Annotated in this window: 17 protein-coding genes; 9 read left to right on the forward strand and 8 right to left on the reverse strand. The window is 71.2% G+C overall.

Features of this window, described 5'->3' with window-relative positions:
• Window positions 1-62: 62 nt before the first annotated feature.
• Complete coding sequence (moeZ, locus tag CACI_RS38620) at window positions 63-1,244, reverse strand: adenylyltransferase/sulfurtransferase MoeZ (RefSeq protein ID WP_015796364.1); 1,182 nt, start codon at window positions 1,242-1,244, stop codon at window positions 63-65.
• A gap of 252 nt (window positions 1,245-1,496) precedes the next feature.
• Here moeZ and CACI_RS38625 point away from each other — a divergent pair, with 252 nt between their 5' ends.
• From CACI_RS38625 to CACI_RS38635, 3 genes are all read left to right on the forward strand, one after another.
• On the forward strand, window positions 1,497-2,147 hold the full coding sequence (locus CACI_RS38625) for a TetR/AcrR family transcriptional regulator (protein WP_015796365.1): 651 nt from the start codon (window positions 1,497-1,499) through the stop codon (window positions 2,145-2,147).
• Window positions 2,148-2,234: 87 nt separating this feature from the next.
• Window positions 2,235-2,459, forward strand: coding sequence for a DUF3107 domain-containing protein (locus tag CACI_RS38630; protein WP_015796366.1), 225 nt, complete (start codon window positions 2,235-2,237; stop codon window positions 2,457-2,459).
• 37 nt (window positions 2,460-2,496) lie between these two features.
• Window positions 2,497-2,769 (forward strand): hypothetical protein, encoded by a 273-nt coding sequence (locus CACI_RS38635; protein WP_015796367.1) that lies wholly within the window; start codon window positions 2,497-2,499, stop codon window positions 2,767-2,769.
• Between the two features lie 71 nt (window positions 2,770-2,840).
• Here the strand turns inward: CACI_RS38635 and CACI_RS38640 are convergent, their stop codons facing one another.
• Entirely contained in the window at window positions 2,841-3,530 is a 690-nt protein-coding gene (locus CACI_RS38640) for a ferritin-like fold-containing protein (RefSeq protein WP_143765561.1), read from the reverse strand.
• 404 nt (window positions 3,531-3,934) lie between these two features.
• Between CACI_RS38640 and CACI_RS53185 the strand changes: the two genes are divergently transcribed.
• Both CACI_RS53185 and CACI_RS38650 read left to right on the forward strand, forming a co-directional pair.
• On the forward strand, window positions 3,935-6,322 hold the full coding sequence (locus CACI_RS53185; RefSeq protein WP_015796369.1) for a DEAD/DEAH box helicase: 2,388 nt from the start codon (window positions 3,935-3,937) through the stop codon (window positions 6,320-6,322).
• A 129-nt stretch (window positions 6,323-6,451) separates the two neighbouring features.
• Window positions 6,452-7,324 (forward strand): alpha/beta fold hydrolase, encoded by an 873-nt coding sequence (locus CACI_RS38650; protein ID WP_015796370.1) that lies wholly within the window; start codon window positions 6,452-6,454, stop codon window positions 7,322-7,324.
• 85 nt (window positions 7,325-7,409) lie between these two features.
• Here the strand turns inward: CACI_RS38650 and CACI_RS38655 are convergent, their stop codons facing one another.
• Window positions 7,410-8,276, reverse strand: a complete 867-nt coding sequence (locus tag CACI_RS38655) for a PHP domain-containing protein (RefSeq protein ID WP_015796371.1) — start codon at window positions 8,274-8,276, stop codon at window positions 7,410-7,412.
• A gap of 34 nt (window positions 8,277-8,310) precedes the next feature.
• Complete coding sequence (locus CACI_RS38660; RefSeq protein ID WP_015796372.1) at window positions 8,311-9,075, reverse strand: SDR family oxidoreductase; 765 nt, start codon at window positions 9,073-9,075, stop codon at window positions 8,311-8,313.
• A gap of 63 nt (window positions 9,076-9,138) precedes the next feature.
• Between CACI_RS38660 and sigJ the strand changes: the two genes are divergently transcribed.
• Together sigJ and CACI_RS38670 are read left to right on the forward strand one after the other, a co-directional pair.
• Window positions 9,139-10,089 (forward strand): RNA polymerase sigma factor SigJ, encoded by a 951-nt coding sequence (sigJ, locus tag CACI_RS38665; RefSeq protein ID WP_015796373.1) that lies wholly within the window; start codon window positions 9,139-9,141, stop codon window positions 10,087-10,089.
• Between the two features lie 170 nt (window positions 10,090-10,259).
• The gene (locus tag CACI_RS38670; RefSeq protein ID WP_015796374.1) at window positions 10,260-11,192 is read left to right on the forward strand and encodes an NAD-dependent epimerase/dehydratase family protein; all 933 of its coding nucleotides are present in this window, start codon (window positions 10,260-10,262) and stop codon (window positions 11,190-11,192) included.
• Between the two features lie 90 nt (window positions 11,193-11,282).
• Here CACI_RS38670 and CACI_RS38675 read toward each other — a convergent pair whose 3' ends face one another.
• From CACI_RS38675 to CACI_RS38685, 3 genes are all read right to left on the reverse strand, one after another.
• Window positions 11,283-12,728 carry an aldehyde dehydrogenase family protein gene (locus CACI_RS38675; protein ID WP_015796375.1) on the reverse strand — a complete coding sequence of 482 codons (1,446 nt, stop codon included), beginning with the start codon at window positions 12,726-12,728 and terminating at the stop codon, window positions 11,283-11,285.
• 74 nt (window positions 12,729-12,802) lie between these two features.
• On the reverse strand, window positions 12,803-13,528 hold the full coding sequence (locus CACI_RS38680; protein WP_015796376.1) for a VOC family protein: 726 nt from the start codon (window positions 13,526-13,528) through the stop codon (window positions 12,803-12,805).
• An 81-nt stretch (window positions 13,529-13,609) separates the two neighbouring features.
• Window positions 13,610-15,061 carry a PucR family transcriptional regulator gene (locus CACI_RS38685; protein ID WP_015796377.1) on the reverse strand — a complete coding sequence of 484 codons (1,452 nt, stop codon included), beginning with the start codon at window positions 15,059-15,061 and terminating at the stop codon, window positions 13,610-13,612.
• A 90-nt stretch (window positions 15,062-15,151) separates the two neighbouring features.
• Here CACI_RS38685 and CACI_RS38690 point away from each other — a divergent pair, with 90 nt between their 5' ends.
• Both CACI_RS38690 and CACI_RS38695 read left to right on the forward strand, forming a co-directional pair.
• On the forward strand, window positions 15,152-16,498 hold the full coding sequence (locus CACI_RS38690; protein ID WP_143765562.1) for a purine-cytosine permease family protein: 1,347 nt from the start codon (window positions 15,152-15,154) through the stop codon (window positions 16,496-16,498).
• Window positions 16,495-17,637: a phosphotransferase enzyme family protein gene (locus CACI_RS38695; protein WP_015796379.1), complete on the forward strand. Its 1,143-nt coding sequence runs from the start codon at window positions 16,495-16,497 to the stop codon at window positions 17,635-17,637. Before CACI_RS38690 ends, CACI_RS38695 begins: the two co-directional genes overlap by 4 nt.
• A 22-nt stretch (window positions 17,638-17,659) precedes the next feature.
• On the opposite strand, the gene CACI_RS38700 is transcribed toward CACI_RS38695, so the two are convergent.
• Window positions 17,660-19,168, reverse strand: a complete 1,509-nt coding sequence (locus tag CACI_RS38700) for a DHA2 family efflux MFS transporter permease subunit (protein WP_015796380.1) — start codon at window positions 19,166-19,168, stop codon at window positions 17,660-17,662.
• Window positions 19,169-19,413 lie beyond the last annotated feature (245 nt).

The following is a 19,413-nucleotide window of genomic DNA, read 5'->3' on the forward strand; positions in this document are numbered from 1 at the left end:
GGCCGCCGCCTCACGAGTGAGGCGGCGGCCGACTTCTTGGCAAAGCGCGACGATCAGGCCAATCAGTACGAAGGCTTCTCCGGCTCGATCTGGTTCACCCAAGCCAGCACGCCGCCGCCGACGTGGACGGCGTCCTTGTAGCCTGCCGCGTGGACGACGGCGAGGGCTTCGGCGCTGCGCACGCCGCTCTTGCAGTGGAGGACGATGCGCTTGGTCGGGTCGAGCTTCTCCAGGGCGGTGCCCATGAGGAACTCGCCCTTGGGGATCAGGGTGGCGCCGGGGATGTTGACGATCTCGTACTCGTTGGGCTCGCGGACGTCGATGAGCTGGATCTTCTCGTCGGTGTCGAGCCACTCCTTGAGCTGGGTGACGGTGATGGTCGAGTCCTTGGCCGCGTCGGCCGCCTCTTCGGAGATGGCGCCGCAGAAGGCCTCGTAGTCGATCAGCTCGGTGACGGTCGGGTGCTCGCCGCAGACCGCGCAGTCGGGGTCCTTGCGGACCTTCACCTGGCGGTAGGTCATCTCCAGGGCGTCGTAGATCATCAGGCGGCCGACCAGCGGTTCGCCGATGCCGGCCAGGAGCTTGATGGCCTCGTTCACCTGGATGGAGCCGATGGAGGCGCACAGGACGCCCAGGACGCCGCCCTCGGCGCAGCTGGGGACCATGCCCGGCGGCGGGGGCTCGGGGTACAGGCAGCGGTAGCACGGTCCGTACTCGGACCAGAAGACCGAGGCCTGGCCGTCGAAGCGGTAGATCGAGCCCCAGACGTAGGGCTTGTTCAGCAGGACGCAGGCGTCGTTGACCAGGTAGCGGGTCGCGAAGTTGTCCGTGCCGTCGACGATCAGGTCGTACTGCGCGAACAGCTCCATCACGTTCGTGGAGTCCAGGCGCTCCTCGTGCAGGTTGACCCGCACCAGGGGGTTGATCTCCGTGATCGAGTCGCGCGCGGACTCGGCCTTGGAGCGGCCGATGTCGCTCTGGCCGTGGATGACCTGGCGCTGCAGGTTGGACTCGTCGACCACGTCGAACTCGACGATGCCCAGCGTGCCGACGCCGGCGGCGGCCAGGTACAGCAGCGTCGGGGAGCCCAGCCCTCCGGCGCCGACGCACAGGACCTTGGCGTTCTTCAGCCGCTTCTGGCCGGCCATGCCCACGTCGGGGATGATCAGGTGGCGCGAGTAGCGGCGCACCTCTTCCACGGTCAGGTCGGCGGCCGGCTCGACCAGCGGGGGTAGGTTGCTCACAACAGCTCCCAGAGAAGTCTTCGAGGCGCCTGGGGTAATCCGCGGCATCCAACGACAACCGTCGCACGCCCTGCTCGATTCCCGGACCGCTCGTCCATTTACCGAGATCCCGGCCGAGGGGCGGGGTCGGCGGCGGAAACGGCGCCGTGATCGGCGGCGGGATCCCGAGCGTGATCGGTACGGGGTTCCCCTCGCGATCCGGTTCCGGTCCGTCCGGGTGGAAACAACCTACTCGCGCGTAGACTGCTGACCATGACCACTACCGACGCCGCCTACGCCGACAGCGCCACGTCCCGGCAACGGTCCGCCCGGCTGCCTCGGAGCGCCCGCCGCAACCAGCTCCTCGGTGCGGCCGAGGAGGTCTTCGTCGCGCAGGGCTACCACGCCGCCGCGATGGACGACATCGCCGAGCGCGCGGGTGTCAGCAAGCCGGTGCTCTACCAGCACTTCCCGGGCAAGCTCGAGCTCTACCTGGCGCTGCTGGACAAACACTGCGACGCCCTGGTCACCCAGGTCCGCCTCGCCCTGGACTCCACCACCGACAACAAGCTGCGCGTGGCCGCGACCATCGGCGCCTACTTCGACTACGTCGAGCACGAGAGCGGCGCCTTCCGCCTGGTCTTCGAGTCCGATCTGAACAACGAGGCGGCGGTCCGCGAGCGCACCCAGCGCGTCACCCAGGAGTGCGCCGAGGCGATCCGCGACGTCATCGCGACCGACACCGGCCTGTCGGACGAGGAGTCGATGCTCCTGGCCGTCGGCCTGACCGGGATCGCGCACGTCACGGCCCGGTACTGGCTGTCCAGCGGCGGCGGCCAGATCCCCCGCGACGCCGCGGCACGGATCGTGTCGCAGCTGGCGTGGCGCGGCATCGGGAACTTCCCGCGCAAGGATTCTGTCTAGATAGCTGGCACGCTTGGACCGTCGGCGGGACACCCGCCGGCGTTCCGGCACGGCCGCCCCTGCACTCGAGCACTTAAGGAAGCCTTCGTGGAAATCAAGATCGGCATCCAGCACACGGCCCGCGAGCTGAACCTGGAGTCCAACCTGTCCGCCGAAGAGGTCGAGGCCGCGGTCGCCGCCGCGCTCAAGGACGGCGGCGTCCTGACCCTGGCCGACGAGAAGGACCGCAAGGTCCTGATCCCGGGGAGCAAGATCGCCTATGTCGAGCTCGGCGAGCCCACCGGCCGCCGCGTCGGCTTCGGGGCGATCTGACCCGATTCGCACGGTGCCGGTGGGGTAAAAGGGGCGTATGTCCTTTTTCACACTGCTGTGGCTGGCGGCCCTGGGGCTGGGCATCGGCGCCCTGGGCCGCGCCGTCGTCAAGGACGGCACCCCGATGGCGACCTGGATGACCGCGGTCGTCGGCGTGGTCGGGGCGGTCGGCGGCGGCTCCGTCATCCACGCGATCCTCGGCGACGGGCACACCCTCGTCGCCACCCTGCTCGGCGTCGCCCTGGCCGCACTGCTGGTCATGGCCATCACGAGCTGGCAGCGGACCAGAGGCGAGGGCGAGGGATCCTGAGCCGTCGGCCGTGCCGAACAATCGCGCCGCTCCCCCGAGCGGCGCTTTTCCGTGCTGACCCGCGAAGTCTTTTAGGCGCTGAGCCCCAGCGTCGCCATCCGCGCCCCATGCGCCTCGGTCAGCCGCGTCAGCATCTTCCCGACCTCGGCCAGATCCACCGCCGTGTCGCAGTCCGGCGCCGACAGCAGCCCGGCCAAGAGCGCCGCCAACGCCGCGCGCCGAGCCGCGATGTGCTGCGCCTGTGTAAGTGCTTCCCCCATAATCCGGCGACCCCACAGGGCCAGTCGGCCGGCGATCTTCGGGTCCTTCTCGATGGCCGCGCGCACGTGTTCCACGACGAACGCGCTGTGTCCCAGGTCCTCCAGCACGCCCTCGACCACCGTCCGCGATTCCGGGTCCAGGTAGCGCGCCGCCTCGCGGTAGAAGTCCGCGGTGAGCGTGTCGCCGATGTAGGCCTTGACCAGTGATTCCAGCCACCCCGAGGGCTTGGTGTGCTCGTGGAAGGCGTCGACCGGGGCGGCGAAGGGCTCCATCGCCTCGGTCGGGTCGGCGCCGAGTTCGGTCAGCCGGTCCCGGACCCGCCGGAAGTGGTCGAATTCCGCCGCCGCCATGCCTGCGACCTGGGCTTTGCCGTCCAGAGTCGGTGCCAGTCCGGAGTCGGCGGCGAGGCGCTCGAACGCCGTGAGCTCTCCGTATGCGACCAATCCCAGAAAGTCAGTGACCGCGATCTCATAGGACATGGCTGTCGCCGGGGAAGTCATAGGGGCAGTGTATTCAGGTCTTTTCCGTCGGGTACACTGTCCGTGACTAGCAGGATGCCCGGTCGGTGGCCCGATCGGCTCCGACCCACTGCGGCAGACCGGATCCACCGTGGATCCCCACAAAGCCGCGAGGTCGCTCGCTCCTCCGGAAGTCTGATCACCGGGGTCGACGCGAGCACGTACGCAAGCAGCACACCTAGCACCGTGCTGGCCCCTCGCGCAGTTGCCGCTCAACAGAAGAGGCATACATCATCAGCGCTGTCACGAACGACATCGACGAAGGTCCCGGCACGGCCGAGACCACCCCCGAGACCTCCGCCGAGGTCACCACCCCCGAGACGACCGCCGAGGCGGCCCCCGAGGCCACGCCCGAGGTCGTCGAGAAGACCTTCCGCGACCTGGGCGTGGACGAGCGGATCGCCGAGGCCCTGTCGGCCGGCGGCATCATCACGCCGTTCCCGATCCAGGCCGCGACCATCCCCGTCGCGCTCACCGGCGCCGACGTGATCGGCCAGGCGAAGACCGGCACCGGCAAGACGCTGGCGTTCGGCATCCCGGTCCTGCAGCGGATGGTGCGCGAGCTCGCCATCGCCGCGGCCGCCGCGGAGAACGCCGCCGTCGGGACGCTGGACGAGGCCGCCGTGCCGGCCGAGGCCGACACCGACGCCGCCACCCCTGACGCCGACACCGCCACGGCTCCCGCCGCGACCGGCGCCGGCTCCGCACGCGGCGGCGGACGCCGTCCCCGCGGGCGCGGCCGCAAGCCCTCCGGCCCGGTGCCGGTCGGCATCCCGGGCCGGCCGCTCGGCCTGGTGGTCGTGCCGACCCGCGAGCTGGCCGTCCAGGTCACCGAGGACCTGGCCGCCGCCGGCAAGGTGATGGCCGCCCGCGTGCAGTCCGTCTACGGCGGACGCGCCTACGAGCCGCAGATCGCCGCGCTGTCCGCGGGCGTCGACCTGGTCGTCGGCACCCCCGGCCGGCTGCTCGACCTGGCCAAGCAGGGCCACCTGGACCTGTCCGGGGTGCGCATGCTGGTCCTGGACGAGGCCGACGAGATGCTGGACCTCGGCTTCCTGCCGGACGTCGAGCGGATCGTCACCCAGGTCCCGAAGGACCGCCAGACCCTGCTGTTCTCGGCGACCATGCCCGGCCAGGTCATCGCGCTGGCGCGGCAGTACATGAGCCGCCCGACGCACATCCGGGCCGCCGACCCGCACGACACCGGCACCACCGTCGCCAACACCACCCAGTGGATCTACCGCGCGCACGCGCTGGACAAGACCGAGATGCTGGCCCGCATGCTGCAGGCCGAGGGCCGCGGCCTGACCATGGTCTTCTGCCGCACCAAGCGCACCGCCGCGAAGGTCGCCGAGGAGCTGGAATCGCGCGGCTACGCCGCCGCCGCGGTCCACGGCGACCTCGGCCAGGGCGCCCGCGAGCAGGCGCTGCGCGCCTTCCGCAACGGCAAGGTCGACGTCCTGGTGGCCACCGACGTGGCGGCCCGCGGCATCGACGTCGAAGGCGTCACGCACGTGGTCAACTTCCAGTGCCCCGAGGACGACAAGACCTACCTGCACCGCATCGGCCGGACCGGCCGCGCGGGCGCGTCGGGCATCGCCGTCACCTTCGTGGACTGGGACGAGGTCCCGCGCTGGAACCTGATCAACAAGACCCTCGGACTCGACTTCCACGAGCCGCGCGAGACCTACTCGACCTCGGAGTGGTTCTTCAAGGAGCTCGGCATCCCGGCCGACGCCAAGGGCCGGCTGCTGAAGTCCGAACAGACCCGCGCCGGCCTGGCCGCCGAGGAGGTCGAGGACCTGGGTGAGACCGGCCGCGGCGCCGGCGCGCGGGCCCGTGCCACCACCACGACGCGCACCGCCGAGCGGCCCGCCCGCCCCAAGCGAGAGCGGGTGCGCACCCGCGGCGCCCGCCGCGGCGGCGACGAGATGGTGGGCGCCGAGGACGCGCTGACCGCCTCGGACGCAGCCGACGAGGTGCTGGACGACACGTCCGGCGCCGAGCGGCCGAAGCGCAGCCGCACCCGGACGCGCAGCCGCGGCGGAGCCAAGCTCGACACCATGGCGACCGAGTCCGCCGAGGCTGGCACTGTCGCCGTCGCCGACGCCAGCGCTGTCATCGAGACCGCCGCAGACGAGGCTGAGAAGCCGAAGCGCACGCGGACCCGCACCCGGTCGAACGCGGACGAGACGAGCGCCGTCGCCGCCGACGTCGCGGACACCACCCCGGTGACCGCCGACGCCGACCCCGCGACCGCCCCGTCGAGCACCGACGAGACCGAGAAGCCGAAGCGCACGCGGACCCGGAGCCGGGCGAACGCCGCCGAGGCGAGCAGCATCGCCACCGACGCCACTGCCGACGCCACCGCCGAGGCCGAGGCCGACACCGCGGCTCTGCCGAGCGCGGAGGAGTCCGAGAAGCCGAAGCGGACCCGTTCGCGCAGCCGGAAGCCGGAGGCCGAGCAGACCGAGGAAGCCGCGCTCGTCACCGAGCCGGCCACCGCCGAGGTCACCCTGCCGAAGCAGGCGGGCCCGCGCAGCCGCGCCAACGCGGCCGAGCAGACCGCTGACACCGCCACCGCCGTCGAGGAGACCGCCGAGCCGAAGCGCACGCGGTCCCGCGGCCGGTCGGCCACCGCGGTCGCGGAGACCGTCGAGGTGAGCGTGGGCGCAGCCGACCCCGGCAAGCCCAAGCGCACCCGCCGCGCCCTCGCCGACGCCGAGGGCCTCACCGCCACCGGCGTCGCGGTGACCGGCAACTACAACTCCTAAAGTCACCCCGGCCGACGGCCCGAGACCTCATCACGAGGCTCGGGCCGCCGGCTTTTCCGCCGCGTCCCGAAGTCCTGATACCGGAGCCGGTTCTGCGACGCCCGCCGCCGGTCAACTAATCTCATCCCCATGAGCACGCCGCCCTTCGTCGACCTGCCGCCTTTCACCGTCGCGGTCCAGCTGCCGACCGCGGGCGGGCCGCTCGCCGCGCTCCGCGCGACCCCGCCCGCCGGGGTGACCCGGCTCGGGGCAGCGGTGCTGGTGCCCGGTTTCACCGGGTCGAAGGAAGACTTCATCGCGGTCATGACGCCGCTCGCGGAGGCCGGCTACGAGGTCGTGTCCCTCGATCAGCGAGGACAGAACGAGTCGGCCGGGCCGGAGGATCCGAGCGCGTACACGCTCCCGCAGCTCGCCGCCGACCTGGCCGACGTCATCGACGGGCTCACCGACGACACCTCGGCCTCGGTGCACATCATGGGCCACTCCTTCGGCGGCCTCGTGGCACGCGAATACGCCCTGTCCCACGTCGGCCGCGTCCGCAGCCTCGCGCTCCTGGACTCCGGTCCGGCCGCCATCCCCGGTCGCTCCGCCGAGCAGGCGACGCTCCTGGTCGCCGCCGCCGGATTCATGACCTCGGCCGAGATCTGGGCCGAGATGCAGAAGATCTCCGTCGCCGAGGGCGCGCCGCAGCACCGCGACCCGGCGGTCCGCGCCTTCCTGCAGCAGCGTTTCGAGAACAACGGCACCGCGATGCTCGCCGGCATGGGCACCTCGATCCTGAGCGCCGTCGACCGGACCGCCGAACTCGCCGCCGCCGGTCTGCCGCTCCTGGTCGCGGCGGGGGTCGGCGACGACGCGTGGCCGGTCCAGTTGCAGAAGGAGATGGCCACGCAGCTGGGGACCGACCTCGTGCTGATCGAGGACGCCGCGCACTCCCCCGCCGCCGAGAACCCGCCGGCGACCGCGCAGCTGCTCGTCGATTTCTGGGCGCGGAACGGCTGATTCGGAACAGCTGATTCGGAACGACTGACTCAGGACGACCAGCTTCAGCGCAGCCGATTCAGACGGCTGAGTCGAACCAGCCCGCTCAGAACGGCTGAGTCCCGCTCGACCGCGCCACCAGCTCCTCGTACACCTCAGGGTCCGTGGTCTCGGCGCCGAGCCGCGTCGTCTTGCGCGAACCGTGCCAGTCCGAGGAGCCGGTGGTCAGCAGTCCCAGCTCCTTCGCCAGGGCACGCACCTGGTCGCGCTCCTTCGGTCCGTGGTCCGGGTGGTTCATCTCGATGCCGTCCATCCCGGCCTCGGCGAACGCCGCGATGTCCGCCTCGGACACCACCGGACCGCGCCGCCAGGCCATCGGATGCGCCATCACCGTCACGCCGCCGGCCGCCTTGACCAGCGCGATCGCCTGGACCGGCGCCATGTCCAGCTTCTCCACCCGCGCGCGGCCGCCCTCGCCGAGCCAGTCCGGGGTGAACGCCGCGTCGACCGAGGTCACCACGCCCGCCTCGACGAGGGCCGAGGCCACGTGCGGGCGTCCCACCACGCCGCCGTCGGCGATCTCCTGGACGCGCTCCCAGGTGATCGGCGCGCCGAGCTCGCGCGCCTTCACCACCATCGCCTCGGCGCGGTGCGTCCGGGACTCGCGGATCTCGGCCAGCGCGGCGGCCAGCTCCGGGTGCTCGGGGTCGAACATGTACCCGAGCAGGTGCAGGCCGATCCCGTGGATCTTGCACGAGATCTCCACGCCCGGCACGACGTTCTGGATATGCGACCAGACCCCGGCCTCGTGACCGTAGCGCAGCGCCCGACGCGCCTCGGACCAGCCGGCGGTGCCGTCGTGGTCGGTGATCGCCACCACGGTCAGGCCGGCCGCCTCGGCCATCCCGACCAGCTCGGCCGGCTCGAAGGTCCCGTCGGAGGCGGTGGTGTGGGCGTGCAGGTCTATGCGCATGCCCACACGCTACCGACCCCCGACCGGCGCCGCTCTACCGCGTGATCGTGCCGCCGTCGACGACCATGGACTCGCCGTTGACGAACGACGCCTCCGGCGAGCACAGCCACACCGCCGCCGTGGCTATCTGCTCCGGCTGCCCCACGAATCCGCCGGTGTTCTCCCGCGCCTGCATGTTCACCGCCGGCCGCTCCTGCGCCGAGGTGTGGATCATCGGGGTGTCGACGACGCCGGGACAGATCGCGTTGATCCGCAGCCCGGCGTTCCGGTACTCGCGGGCCGCGGTCTTCGTCAGCCCGAGCACGCCGTGCTTCGACGAGCAGTACGGCGACAGGTACGGCACCGCGACCAGCCCCGCGGCCGACGCGATGTTCACGATCGTCCCGGACCGGTTCGGCAGCATCGCGCGGATCTCGTGCTTCAGCGACAGGAACACCCCGGTCAGGTTGACGCCCAGGACCCGGTTCCAGTCCTCCAGCGCGGTGTCCCCGATCTTCGCCCCGGTCCCGGCGACCCCGGCGCAGTTCACCGCGGCGTCCAGCCGGCCGTACTCGGCGACGGCAGCGCCGACAGCCGCCTCGACCTCCGCCTCCACCGACACGTCCGCGCGCACGAACAGCGCCGTGCCGCCGGCCTTCCGGATCAGCTCGACCGTCTCCGGTCCCGAATACTCCCCGGTGTCGGTCCGGTCCACCACCACGACCGCCGCCGCGCCCCGCGCCGCGAACAGCTCCGCGGTCGCCCGGCCGATCCCGCTCGCCCCGCCGGTCACCATCGCGATCTTCTTCTCAGCTGGCATGCGCGCACGGTAAGCCCGAGGGCGCCAAGCGTCCATGCCCACCGTGGTAATAGGCTGGTCGGCGTGGAGCAGGACCTTCCTACGTGGGACGACGCCGAAGCCGCCGAGGCCTTCAACGACCACCGCAGGCTGCTGACGTCCGTGGCCTACCGCGTGCTCGGCCGCTGGAGCGACGCCGAGGACGTCGTGCAGGACGCGTGGCTGCGCTGGAGCGCCGCCGACTACGCCTCGGTCGAGGACCCGAAGGCCTTCCTGGTCACCGTGACGACCCGGCTGGCCATCGACCAGCTCCGCAAGGCGCAGACCCGCAAGGAGTCCTACGTCGGGCCCTGGCTCCCGGAGCCGGTGCTGACCCGGGACGGCGCCGACAGCGCCCCGGACGCCGCCGACCGCGTGGTCCTGGACGACACCGTCTCGCTGGCCATGCTGCTGGTGATGGAGACGCTCTCGCCGCTGGAGCGCGCCGTGTTCGTGCTGCGCGAGGCCTTCGACTACAGCTTCGCCGAGATCGCCGCGATGCTGGACCGCACCGAGGCCGCGGTGCGCCAGCTGCTGGTCCGGGCCCGCGCCCACGTCCACGACAAGCGCCCGCGCTACCCGCTGGACGACGTGAAGCGGCACGGCATCGCCGAGCGCTTCCTGGCGGCGTGCGTCGGCGGCGACGTCGCGCCGCTGCTGGAGTTGCTGTCCCCGGAGGTCACGGTCATCTCCGACGGCGGCGGCGTGGTCACCGCGGCGACGCGTCCGGTGGTCGGCCTGGACCACGTGGCCCGGTTCCTGATGGGCATCGCCACGAAGTACGCGAAGTACATCGAAGACGGCGTGAACATCCGTATCGAGATCTCGCCGGCCGGAGTCAACGGCGATCCGGCGATCATCGCGTTCGCCGACGACAAGGTGCTCTACGTCTACTCGCTGGACCTGGCCGAGGACGGCAGGATCCGCACGGTCTTCGCCATGGCCAACCCCGAGAAGCTCAGCGGGGTGCGCGAGCTGGAGGGTGACGCGGGCTGAGGCTCGCCGCGTCAGCCCGAGCCGCCCCGGCTCGGGCTGACCCACCCTGACCTGCGGTAACAGAGTGTGAGCCAGGACACACGGGCACGTGTCACAGATCCGGGACCGAGCCCGTCCTTGCCATCGACAGCGGCCGAGAAGCGCCGCCCGCCGATTCCAAGGAGCTCACCATGCGTATCCTGCTCGCCGGTGCCAGCGGCGTCTTCGGCCGCGTCCTCACTCCGGCCCTGATCGACGCGGGCCACGAAGTCGTCGGCATCACCCGCACCCCGGACGGAGTCCGCGCCATCGAGGCGATGGGCGCCGGCACGGTCGTCGCCGACGTCATGGACCGCGCCGAGCTGCTCGCGGCGGTCGAGGGCCACCACTTCGACGCCGTCATCAGCCAGCTGACAGCCCTGAAGAAGCCGCCGATGCGCAACAAGGACATGGACGTCACCAACACCCTGCGCACGGTCGGCACCGAGAACTTGATGGCGGCGGCCAAGGCGACCGGCGCCACCCGCTTCCTGACCCAGTCGATGATCTTCGGCTACGGATACGGCGACCTCGGTCCCGGCCGCATCACCGAGGACGCCTTCTTCGGGCCTTCCCCGCGCAGGGCGTTCGCCCGTCACGGCGAAGCGATGCTGCGCAACGAGCAGATCGCCTTCTCCGAGCCCGGCATAGACGGCATCGCATTGCGCTACGGCCTGTTCTACGGCGGCCCGGCGACGAACGCCTATGTGGAGGGCCTGCAGGCCGGCAAGATGCCGCTCGTCAAGGCCGGCACCAACTCCTTCGTCCACCTCGCCGACGCGGCGAGCGCGACCGTGGCCGCGGTGGAGCGCGGCAAGGGCGGCGAGGCGTACAACGTCGTGGACGACGCCCCGGCGCCGTTCGCGGACGTCGCCCTGGAGATCGCGAAGGACTTCGGGACCAAGACCCCGCGCACCGTCCCGGCCTGGCTGACCAAGCCGATGCCGTACCTGCACTGCTTCATCACCGGCCGCTGGATCGTCAGCAACGCCAAGGCCAAGGACCAGCTCGGGTGGCAGCCGCAGTACCCGTCGTTCCACGAGGGCGTGCACGCCGACGCGCGGGCGGCGGGAATCCAGGCGTAGCGATCTGCCCGGCACGGAAACGGCCCCCTGATCCCGGTGAGGGAACCGGATCAGGGGGCCGAGCGTGTCCTGGTCTGCCGCCGGGGATCGCTACAGGTCGATCCCGGTCAGCACCAGTACGCGCTCATATGTGTAGTCCTCCATGGCGTACCTGACGCCTTCGCGGCCCACACCGGAGCCCTTCACACCACCGTACGGCATTTGGTCCGCGCGGAAACTAGGAGCGTCGCCGATGATGACCCCGCCGACCTCCAGATCGCGGTGCATCCGGAACGCGGTGTGCAGGTCGTTGGTGAAGACGCCGGCCTGAAGGCCGAACTGCGAGTCGTTGACCAGGCGGACCGCCTCGTCCGCGCCGTCGAAGGCGCGCACCACCAGCACCGGGCCGAAGACCTCCTCGGTCACCACCTTGGAGCGCGCCGGGGCGCCGGCGATGACGGTCGGCTCGTAGCTGGCGCCGTCGCGGACGCCGCCGGTCAGCAGCGTGGCGCCGGCGCCGACGGCCTCCTCGACCCAGGCCTCGACGCGCTCGGCGGCGGCGGTGCTGATCATCGGGCCGACGTCGGTCGCGCCGTCGGCCGGGTCGCCGGTCTTCTGCGCCTCGACGGCCGCGACGACCTTCTCGACCAGCTTGTCGTAGACCGCGCGGTCGGCGAAGACCCGCTGCACCGAGATGCAGGACTGCCCGGCCTGGTAGTTGGAGAAGGCTGCGATCCGCTGCGCGGCCCAGTCCAGGTCCTTCTCCGAGGAGTAGTCGGCCATCACCACGGCCGCGGCGTTGCCGCCGAGCTCCAGGGTGACGTGCTTGTGCGGGACCGCGGCCTGGATCATCTCGCCGACCGGGCCGGAGCCGGTGAAGCTGACCACCGGCAGCCGCGGGTCGGCGGTGAGCCCGGTCATCCGGCCGTTCGGCACCGGCAGCACCGACCAGGAGCCGGCCGGCAGGTCGGTCTCGGCCAGCAGCTCGCCGAGCAGCAGGGCGCTGAGCGGGGTGGCCGGCGCCGGCTTGAGCACGATCGGCGCGCCGACCGCGATCGCCGGGGCGACCTTGTGCGCCACCAGGTTCAGCGGGAAGTTGAACGGCGCGATGCCCAGCACCGGCCCGCGCGGGAAGCGCCGGGTGATGGCGGTGCGGCCGGCGGCGTTGGCGTCGGTGTCCAGGCGCTGCATCTCGCCGTTGAAGCGGCGCGCCTCCTCGGCGGCCCAGCGGAAGACCGAGACGGCGCGGCCGACCTCGGCCTTGGCCCATTTCAGCGGCTTGCCGTTCTCGGCGGTGATCAGCGCCGCGATCTCCTCGGCGCGCTCGGCGATCCGGCGCGAGACGTGGTCCAGCGCGGCCGCTCGGACGAAGGCGGGCTGGTCGGCGGTCTCCTTGGCGGCCGCGACGGCCGCCTCCACCGCCTGCTCCACCTGCTCCTCGGTCGGCACCGAGACCGTCGCCACCAGGCGGCCGTCGTACGGCGAGCGCACCTCGTAGCTGTCGGTTCCCGTGACCTGCTTACCCGCGATCCAGAAGGGCGTTGCCTGCTCAGTCATGGGACTCAGAGTAGGCGCGGGCGGGCGGCGGCGCTGGTGTACGCGATGGCCAGTCCGGAAGACAGGCTGCGCCATCAGGGCCACACGGTGAACTCGTTGCCGTCGGGGTCGGTCATCTCCACCTCGCCGAGCGGACCGGGAGCGGCGCCGGTGCGGGCGGCGCCGAGCGACACCAGGCGGTCAAGCTCCGTATTCAATCCGCTGCCGGCTTGGCGATCGCCGACGACGGCGAGGTCGAAGCGCAGCCGGTTTCGTCCGGGCTTCGCGGCGAACGGCGGACCGCCCCAGGTGATCTTCGGACCGCCGTGCGGGGACCGGATCGCGGTCTCCTGGTCCTGGTCCCAGACCAGAGGCCAGTCCAGCACTCGGCTCCAGAAGTAGCCCACCTCCTGCGAACCGTCGCTCGCCAGCGCTCCGACGAAGCCGCATTCGGCGAGGAACTTGTTGCCCGCCGCGATCACGCAGAACTCGTTGCCCTCCGGATCGGCGAGCACCACATGCGTCGCATCCGGGCCCTGACCCACGTCGTGGTGCCGACCGCCGAGTTCCAGCGCCCGAGCGACGGTCTGCCGCTGCATCTCCGGGGACGCGCTCGTCAGGTCGAAGTGCATCTGGTTCTGCTGGACCTTCTCCGCCTCTGACGGCAGGAAGCGCAGCCGGAATCCCGTGTCGTCGTTGGGGTTCAGCGCGATGCCTTCGGGGTCATCGGCCTGTTCCCAGCCCAAGACCCCGGCCCAGAAGCGGGCGAGCCGGAGCGGGTCGTGCGCGTCGATGCAGAGGGCGACAAGCTGGACGGCCATCCCCCGACCTAATCACTTCCGAGAACTGCGACGCGACCGCATTTCCGGTCGGCGCATACGGCCTGCCTACTGCCTTGCGGCCTAGTGCCCCTCGCGCACCCGCAGCGCGAACCACAGCTCCATCCGCGCATCCGCCGAGTCGTTGGCGGTCAGATCCTTGTCCAACAGCTCCCCGGCCCGCGCGATCCGAGCCCGCACCGTGTGCCGGTGCACCCCCAGCTCCGCAGCCGCGGAGTCCCACTGACCGTTGTGCGACAGCCAGGCACGCAGCGTCGGCACCAGTTCGGCGCGGTCCGCCTCGACCAGCGGCCGCAGCAGCCCGGCTGCGAAGTCGCGGACGCCCTGGTCCGCGAACAGCGACTCCAGTCCCGAGCCGGACTCCGCGAAGTACACCGTCGGCCGTCCGCTCTTGCGCGCGGTCGCCAGCGCCTCGCCGGCCTGCCGGTAGCCGCGCCCGAAGTCCGCATAGCCGATCGCGTCCGAGACGCCGCCGGTGAAGCCCTCGAAGTCGGCCGGGGCGACCAGCACGCGCTCGCCGTCCTCTTCGAGCACGAACACGCGGTCCGACACCGCCTCGTCGCGCACGGAGTCGCGCGCGATCCGCACCGGTTCCGGCGGCAATGGCACGCGCAGCTCCCCCGCGGCTTCGTACGCCGCATCCACGTATCCGGCCAGCAGCAGCCGCACCACTGCGCGGCGCAGCGTCAGCTCGGCGACCGTCACGTCCTTGGTCGGCTGCTCGACCCCGAGCGTGAGCAGGGTGAGCGCGACGGCCAGGATCTGGCGGCCGGTCGTGTCCGGCCCGCTCGTGCGCTCCAGCAGCCCGACGGTCAGGAAGCCCATGACCCGCTTGCCCGCCCCGAGCGCGTGCACCTCGACGTGCCCTGATTCGGTGAGGATCGACGCGCTGCTGGGCAGCGTCCCGCCGCGCAGCCGGGCCAGCTCCGGCGCCAGGTCCAGGCCGGGTACCGGTCCCGCGCTGTGCAGAACCGCGCCGTCCGCGCCGGCCAGAATCGCCCACGCTCCGGGCCCGAGCCCGCGCACCAGCGAGCGGACCAGGGAGCGCTGCGGCTCGTGCGCCAGCGCCGACTTCACCAGTTCCTGCTGCGTCCGATACCCCTCGGTGAGGGCGCGGTACTCCTCGACCGCCAGCGCCTTCGACACCGACTTCGCGATCGCGATGAACGGCGTGGCTTTCGGTACCTCCAGGACCGGCAGGCCGTGCGCCGACGCCGCGGCGACGAACCGATCCGGGACCGCGGCGTTGTTGAGCCCGACGCCGAACCCCAGCCCGGCGACCCCGGCGCGTACCAGTCCCGACAGGAAGGCCTCGAGGTCGAACCCGGGGTCGGCCAGCCGCAGCCCGGTGGTCAGCAGCAGTTCGCCGCCTTCCAGGAACGGCGCCGGGTCGTTCAGCTCGGTGGTGTGCACCCACCGCACCTCGCGCGAGGTGTCCCCGGCCGGCCCTTCGGCGGTGAGCAGACGCAGGCCCAGAGGTCGGTCGGCGAGCAGGGAGGCGATCGTCGGCGGCACAGCTCCAGCCTACGTCGCCGATCGCGGGCGCCATCGTCGCTGATCACCCTTCGAACAGCGGTACACGCGCCCCGTACTATGAATCACGCCATGACGACCACCACCACGCCGGCCGAAGCCGCCCCCGCCGCCGAGGCGCCGCTGCACCTCACCACCGAGGCGCCGCGCACTCTGTCCTTCAGCGACCAGGCCGCGTTCTGGGCGAACCTGGGCGTCAGCCTGATCGGGTTCTCCTCCGCCGCCGTGATCCTGATCCCCACCGGCTACTCGCCGCTGCCGGTCCCGGCCTCCCTGCTGGCGCTCGCGCTGGGCACGGTCGTCGGCATGATGATGACCGCGCTGGCCGGCGTGGTCGGCACCCGCACCGGGGCGCCGGCAATGGCGGTGCTGCGCGGGCTGTTCGGCACCAAGCTGTCCTGGCTGCCGAGCCTGGCGAACATCTTCCAGCTCATCGGCTGGGGCGTGTACGAGATCACGGTCATCGTGCAGGGCGTGGACGCCATGCCCCACACCCACGGCATCCCCCGCCCGCTGGTGGTGCTCGCCGCCGGGGCGCTGTGCACCTCGATGGCGATCTGGCCGCTGGCGGTCCTGCGCGTCCTGCGCAAGTACGTGACCGGCGCGGTCGCCGTCGCCATGCTCTACTTCACGGTCCAGCTGCTGCGGAACCCGATCCCGCACCAGACCGGCACCTCCTGGAGCGGCTTCTTCCCGGCCGTGGACGCCGCGCTCGCGCTGTCGGTGTCGTTCCTGCCGATGGCCGCCGACTACATGCGGCACGCCCGCAGCTCCCGCCAGGCCGGCGGCGCGGCGGTCCTGGGCTACAGCATCACGCAGTTCTGGTGCTACGCGATCGGCATCGTGGCGCTGCTGCAGGCGCCGGACGCCGACGTCTTCCACACCATGCTCGGCGTGACCGCCGGCTGGCTCTTCTTTCTGGTGCTGGTGCTGCGCGAGTCGGACCAGTCGTTCGCGAACGTGTACTCCACCGCGATGTCGATCCAGAACCTGCTGCCCCGGGTGGACCGGCGGATCCTGGCCGGCGGGGTCGGCGCGCTGGTGACGGTGATCGCGCTGTTCGTCCACGACCTCGGCGGCTTCGCGAACTTCCTGGGGCTGATCGGCTCGGTGTTCGTGCCGCTGGCCGCGGTGCTCGGCGTCGACTACTTTCTCGGCCGCGGACGCCAGGGCCGCTGGGACCTGACCGAGCGCTCCCCGGCCCGTCCGGCGATGCTGCTGCCGTGGGCCCTGGGCTTCGTGGTCTACCAGGTCCTGAACCCGGGCTCGGTGGACTGGTGGGCGCACGGCTGGATGCACGTCCAGGACTGGCTCCACGTCCACCCCGGCTGGTGGGCCTCGGCCTCGCTGTACTCCTTCGCCGCCGCGGCGCTGGCCACCGGCGCGATCGTGGCGCTCGACCGGCGGCGCACCGCGTGAGCCAGGACGGCGACGACCTCGTGTTCGGCATGGGCAGCGAAGAGGTCGTCCGCCGCGACTGGCCGAGCCTGACCTCTGAGGAGGTCGAAGCCGTGCTCGGCGAGGAGATCGCCGAGATCGAGTGGCGCAGCCCGCGTCCGCTGTCCACGACAGCCCGCGTCCTCCTGGCCGATGGACAGCACCAGATCGTGAAGCGGTTGCCCTTGGCCCTGCGCACCCCCGAGGCTCTGGCCGAGGAACACGGCTTCATGGACCACCTCCGCGAGCGCGGCATCCCGGTCCCCGAAGCCCGCACCGCCGCAGTCCGTGGCGACTTCCTCTACGAGGTCCAGGAAGTCGGCGCCGGCGAGGATCTGTATCAGAGCAGCTTCTCCTGGTCGCCCTATCAGCCGCTCCATCCCGGCGAGGCCGGCGTGATGCTGGGCCGCCTGCACACCGCCGCCGAAGGCTACGACGCCCCGGCTCGGCCCTGGCGGCCGTTGAAATCAGGGTTCTCGATCTTCGGTTCGGCCGATCCGATCGCGGCCATCGAGCTGATCGCAGACCAGCGCCCGCAGCTCGCCGACTTCCTGGCGGCCCGCGATTGGCGCTCCGACGTCGAGCGCCTCATGCTCCCGTTCCACCGGCGCCTGGCGCCGTTCCTCGACGACCTCGCACCGCTGTGGACCCACAACGACTGGCACGGTACGAACCTGCTGTGGGAGGGCGACGGTCACACCCTGATGCTCGCCTCGGTCCTCGATTTCGGCCTCGCCGACCGCACCACCGCCGCCTACGACCTGGCCATCGCCGTCGAGCGGTTCGCCGTGGACTGGGTCGGCCTGCGCGACGGCGGCCCGGCGAACGTCCCCGAGCGCCAGCTTCGGTCGTTCCTGCACGGCTACACCGCGACCCGGCCGGTCAGCGGCGCCGAGTCCTTGGCGTTGCCGCACCTGTTCCCGCTGTGCCACGCCGAGTACGAGCTCTCAGAGATCGACTACTTCTTGTCGGTCGTCCCCGGCGGCAGCGAGAAGAACGCCGAGATCGCCTACCGCGACTGGCTCCTCGGTCATGCGGAATGGTCGCTGGGCCTATCGAAAAACGGAGCCGAGGAAGGACCAGCCTTCCTCGGACTCCTTGGAGGGGAAGGGCCGCTGTGACGCCGGCCCGCAACGCTGTCGCTTAGTGCCCCTCAGCCTCCTGCGTGTGCTTCGACATGCTGAAGGCGGCGGCCCAGGCGACCACCAGGATGGCGGCGCTGATCGCGAACACCAGGGTCGCGGCGGCCGGAACGCTGGTCATCAGCGTGCCCGCCTTGTCGAAGAACACCGTGCCCAGCGCGGCGATCCCGAACGCGCCGGCCAGCTGCTGCATCGCGTTGAGCAGGCCCGAGGCCGAGCCCACCTCGGCGTCGTCCAGGTCGCCCAGGACGGTACCGAAGATCGGGCCGAAGATCAGGCCCATGCCCATGCCGGAGACCAGCAGCGGGGCGACGAGCGTCCAGGTCGTGGTGGTCGCGCCGTAGGAGTTCACCAGCAGCGCCGCGATCACCGTGCCGATGGCCATCACCAGCATGCCGGCCTGCAGGGTGCGGCGCGGGCCGACCTTGGGCATCAGCGCCTGGGAGGCGCCCATGGAGGCGATGGTGCCGATGGACCAGGGCAGCATGGTCAGACCGGCGTGCAGGGCGCTGAAGTGCAGGCCGATCTGCATGAACAGGGTGTAGACGAAGAACACGCCGCTCATCGCCGCCGAGAAGGCGAACAGCACCGCGATGCCGCTGACGAACGAGCGCTTGCGGAACACGGTCGGCACCACGAACGGGTCGCGGCCGGCGGCGTTGCGGCGGCGCTGGTGCAGGGCGAAGACGCCGAAGGTCGGGATCGAGGCGGCCATCATGGCGAACATCCACAGCGGCCAGCCGGACTCCCGGCCCTGGACCAGCGGGTAGACCAGCAGCATGACGCCGGCGGTGGCCAGCAGCATGCCGACGATGTCCAGCTTGGGCTTGGCGCCGTCGGCGGCGTGATCGTCCTTGGGGAGCACCTTGCTGCCGAACGCCAGGGCGGCGATCCCGACCGGGACGTTGACCAGGAAGATCGCGCGCCAGCTCAGCCCGAACAGGTCGGCGCCGACCAGCCAGCCGCCCAGGATCGGGCCGAGGGTCGCGGCCAGGCCCATCATCGGACCGAAGATGCCGAAGACGGAGTTCATCTTCTCCGCCGGGACCATCGCCCGCAGCATGCCCAGACCCTGCGGGATCATCACCGCGGCGAAGGCGCCCTGCAGGATGCGCGCGCCGATCAGCTCGCCCGAGGTCTGCGCGACCGAGCACAGCACCGAGCCGAGCAGGAAGCCTGAGATGCCGACCTGGAACATCCGCTTGCGGCCGAAGACGTCGCCGAGCCGGCCGCCGGTGGTCAGCATGACCGCGAAGGCCAGCGTGTAGCCGGCGACGATCCACTGCAGGGCCGAGGTCGAGGCGCCGAGGTCGGTGCGCAGGACCGGGCTGGCGATGTTCATGATCGTGGTGTCGAGCAGGTCCATGATGTCGGCGCCGATGATGGCGAACAGCGCCAGGATCACGGCCCTGCCGAGCTTGGATGTGGCCTTGTCGGCGGCTCCCCCGGAGTCGGGCGGGGAGCTCTCGGGGTGGCCGAGGGTCTGGTTCGTGTCGACGGTGCTGGTCATGGTGGTCCCCCTCCGGGACGGAACTGACAGAACAGGAAAGTCTGGGTGAACATCGTTCGAGACGAGCGAACGGCGTTCGGTAGCCCCAGGTTCACGATATATCTCGTGGTGCGGATGTCAAGCTATATCGCGAACTCCGGACGCACTGCCGGATCGCTCACGAACGACGTTCGCCGTTCTACGAACACCGTTCTACACGCGAACGGCGTTCGAGTCAAACGCTGTTCGTGCTTCTGAACGTCGTT

The organism is Catenulispora acidiphila DSM 44928, assembly GCF_000024025.1.
In the GTDB taxonomy this organism is placed as follows: domain Bacteria; phylum Actinomycetota; class Actinomycetes; order Streptomycetales; family Catenulisporaceae; genus Catenulispora; species Catenulispora acidiphila.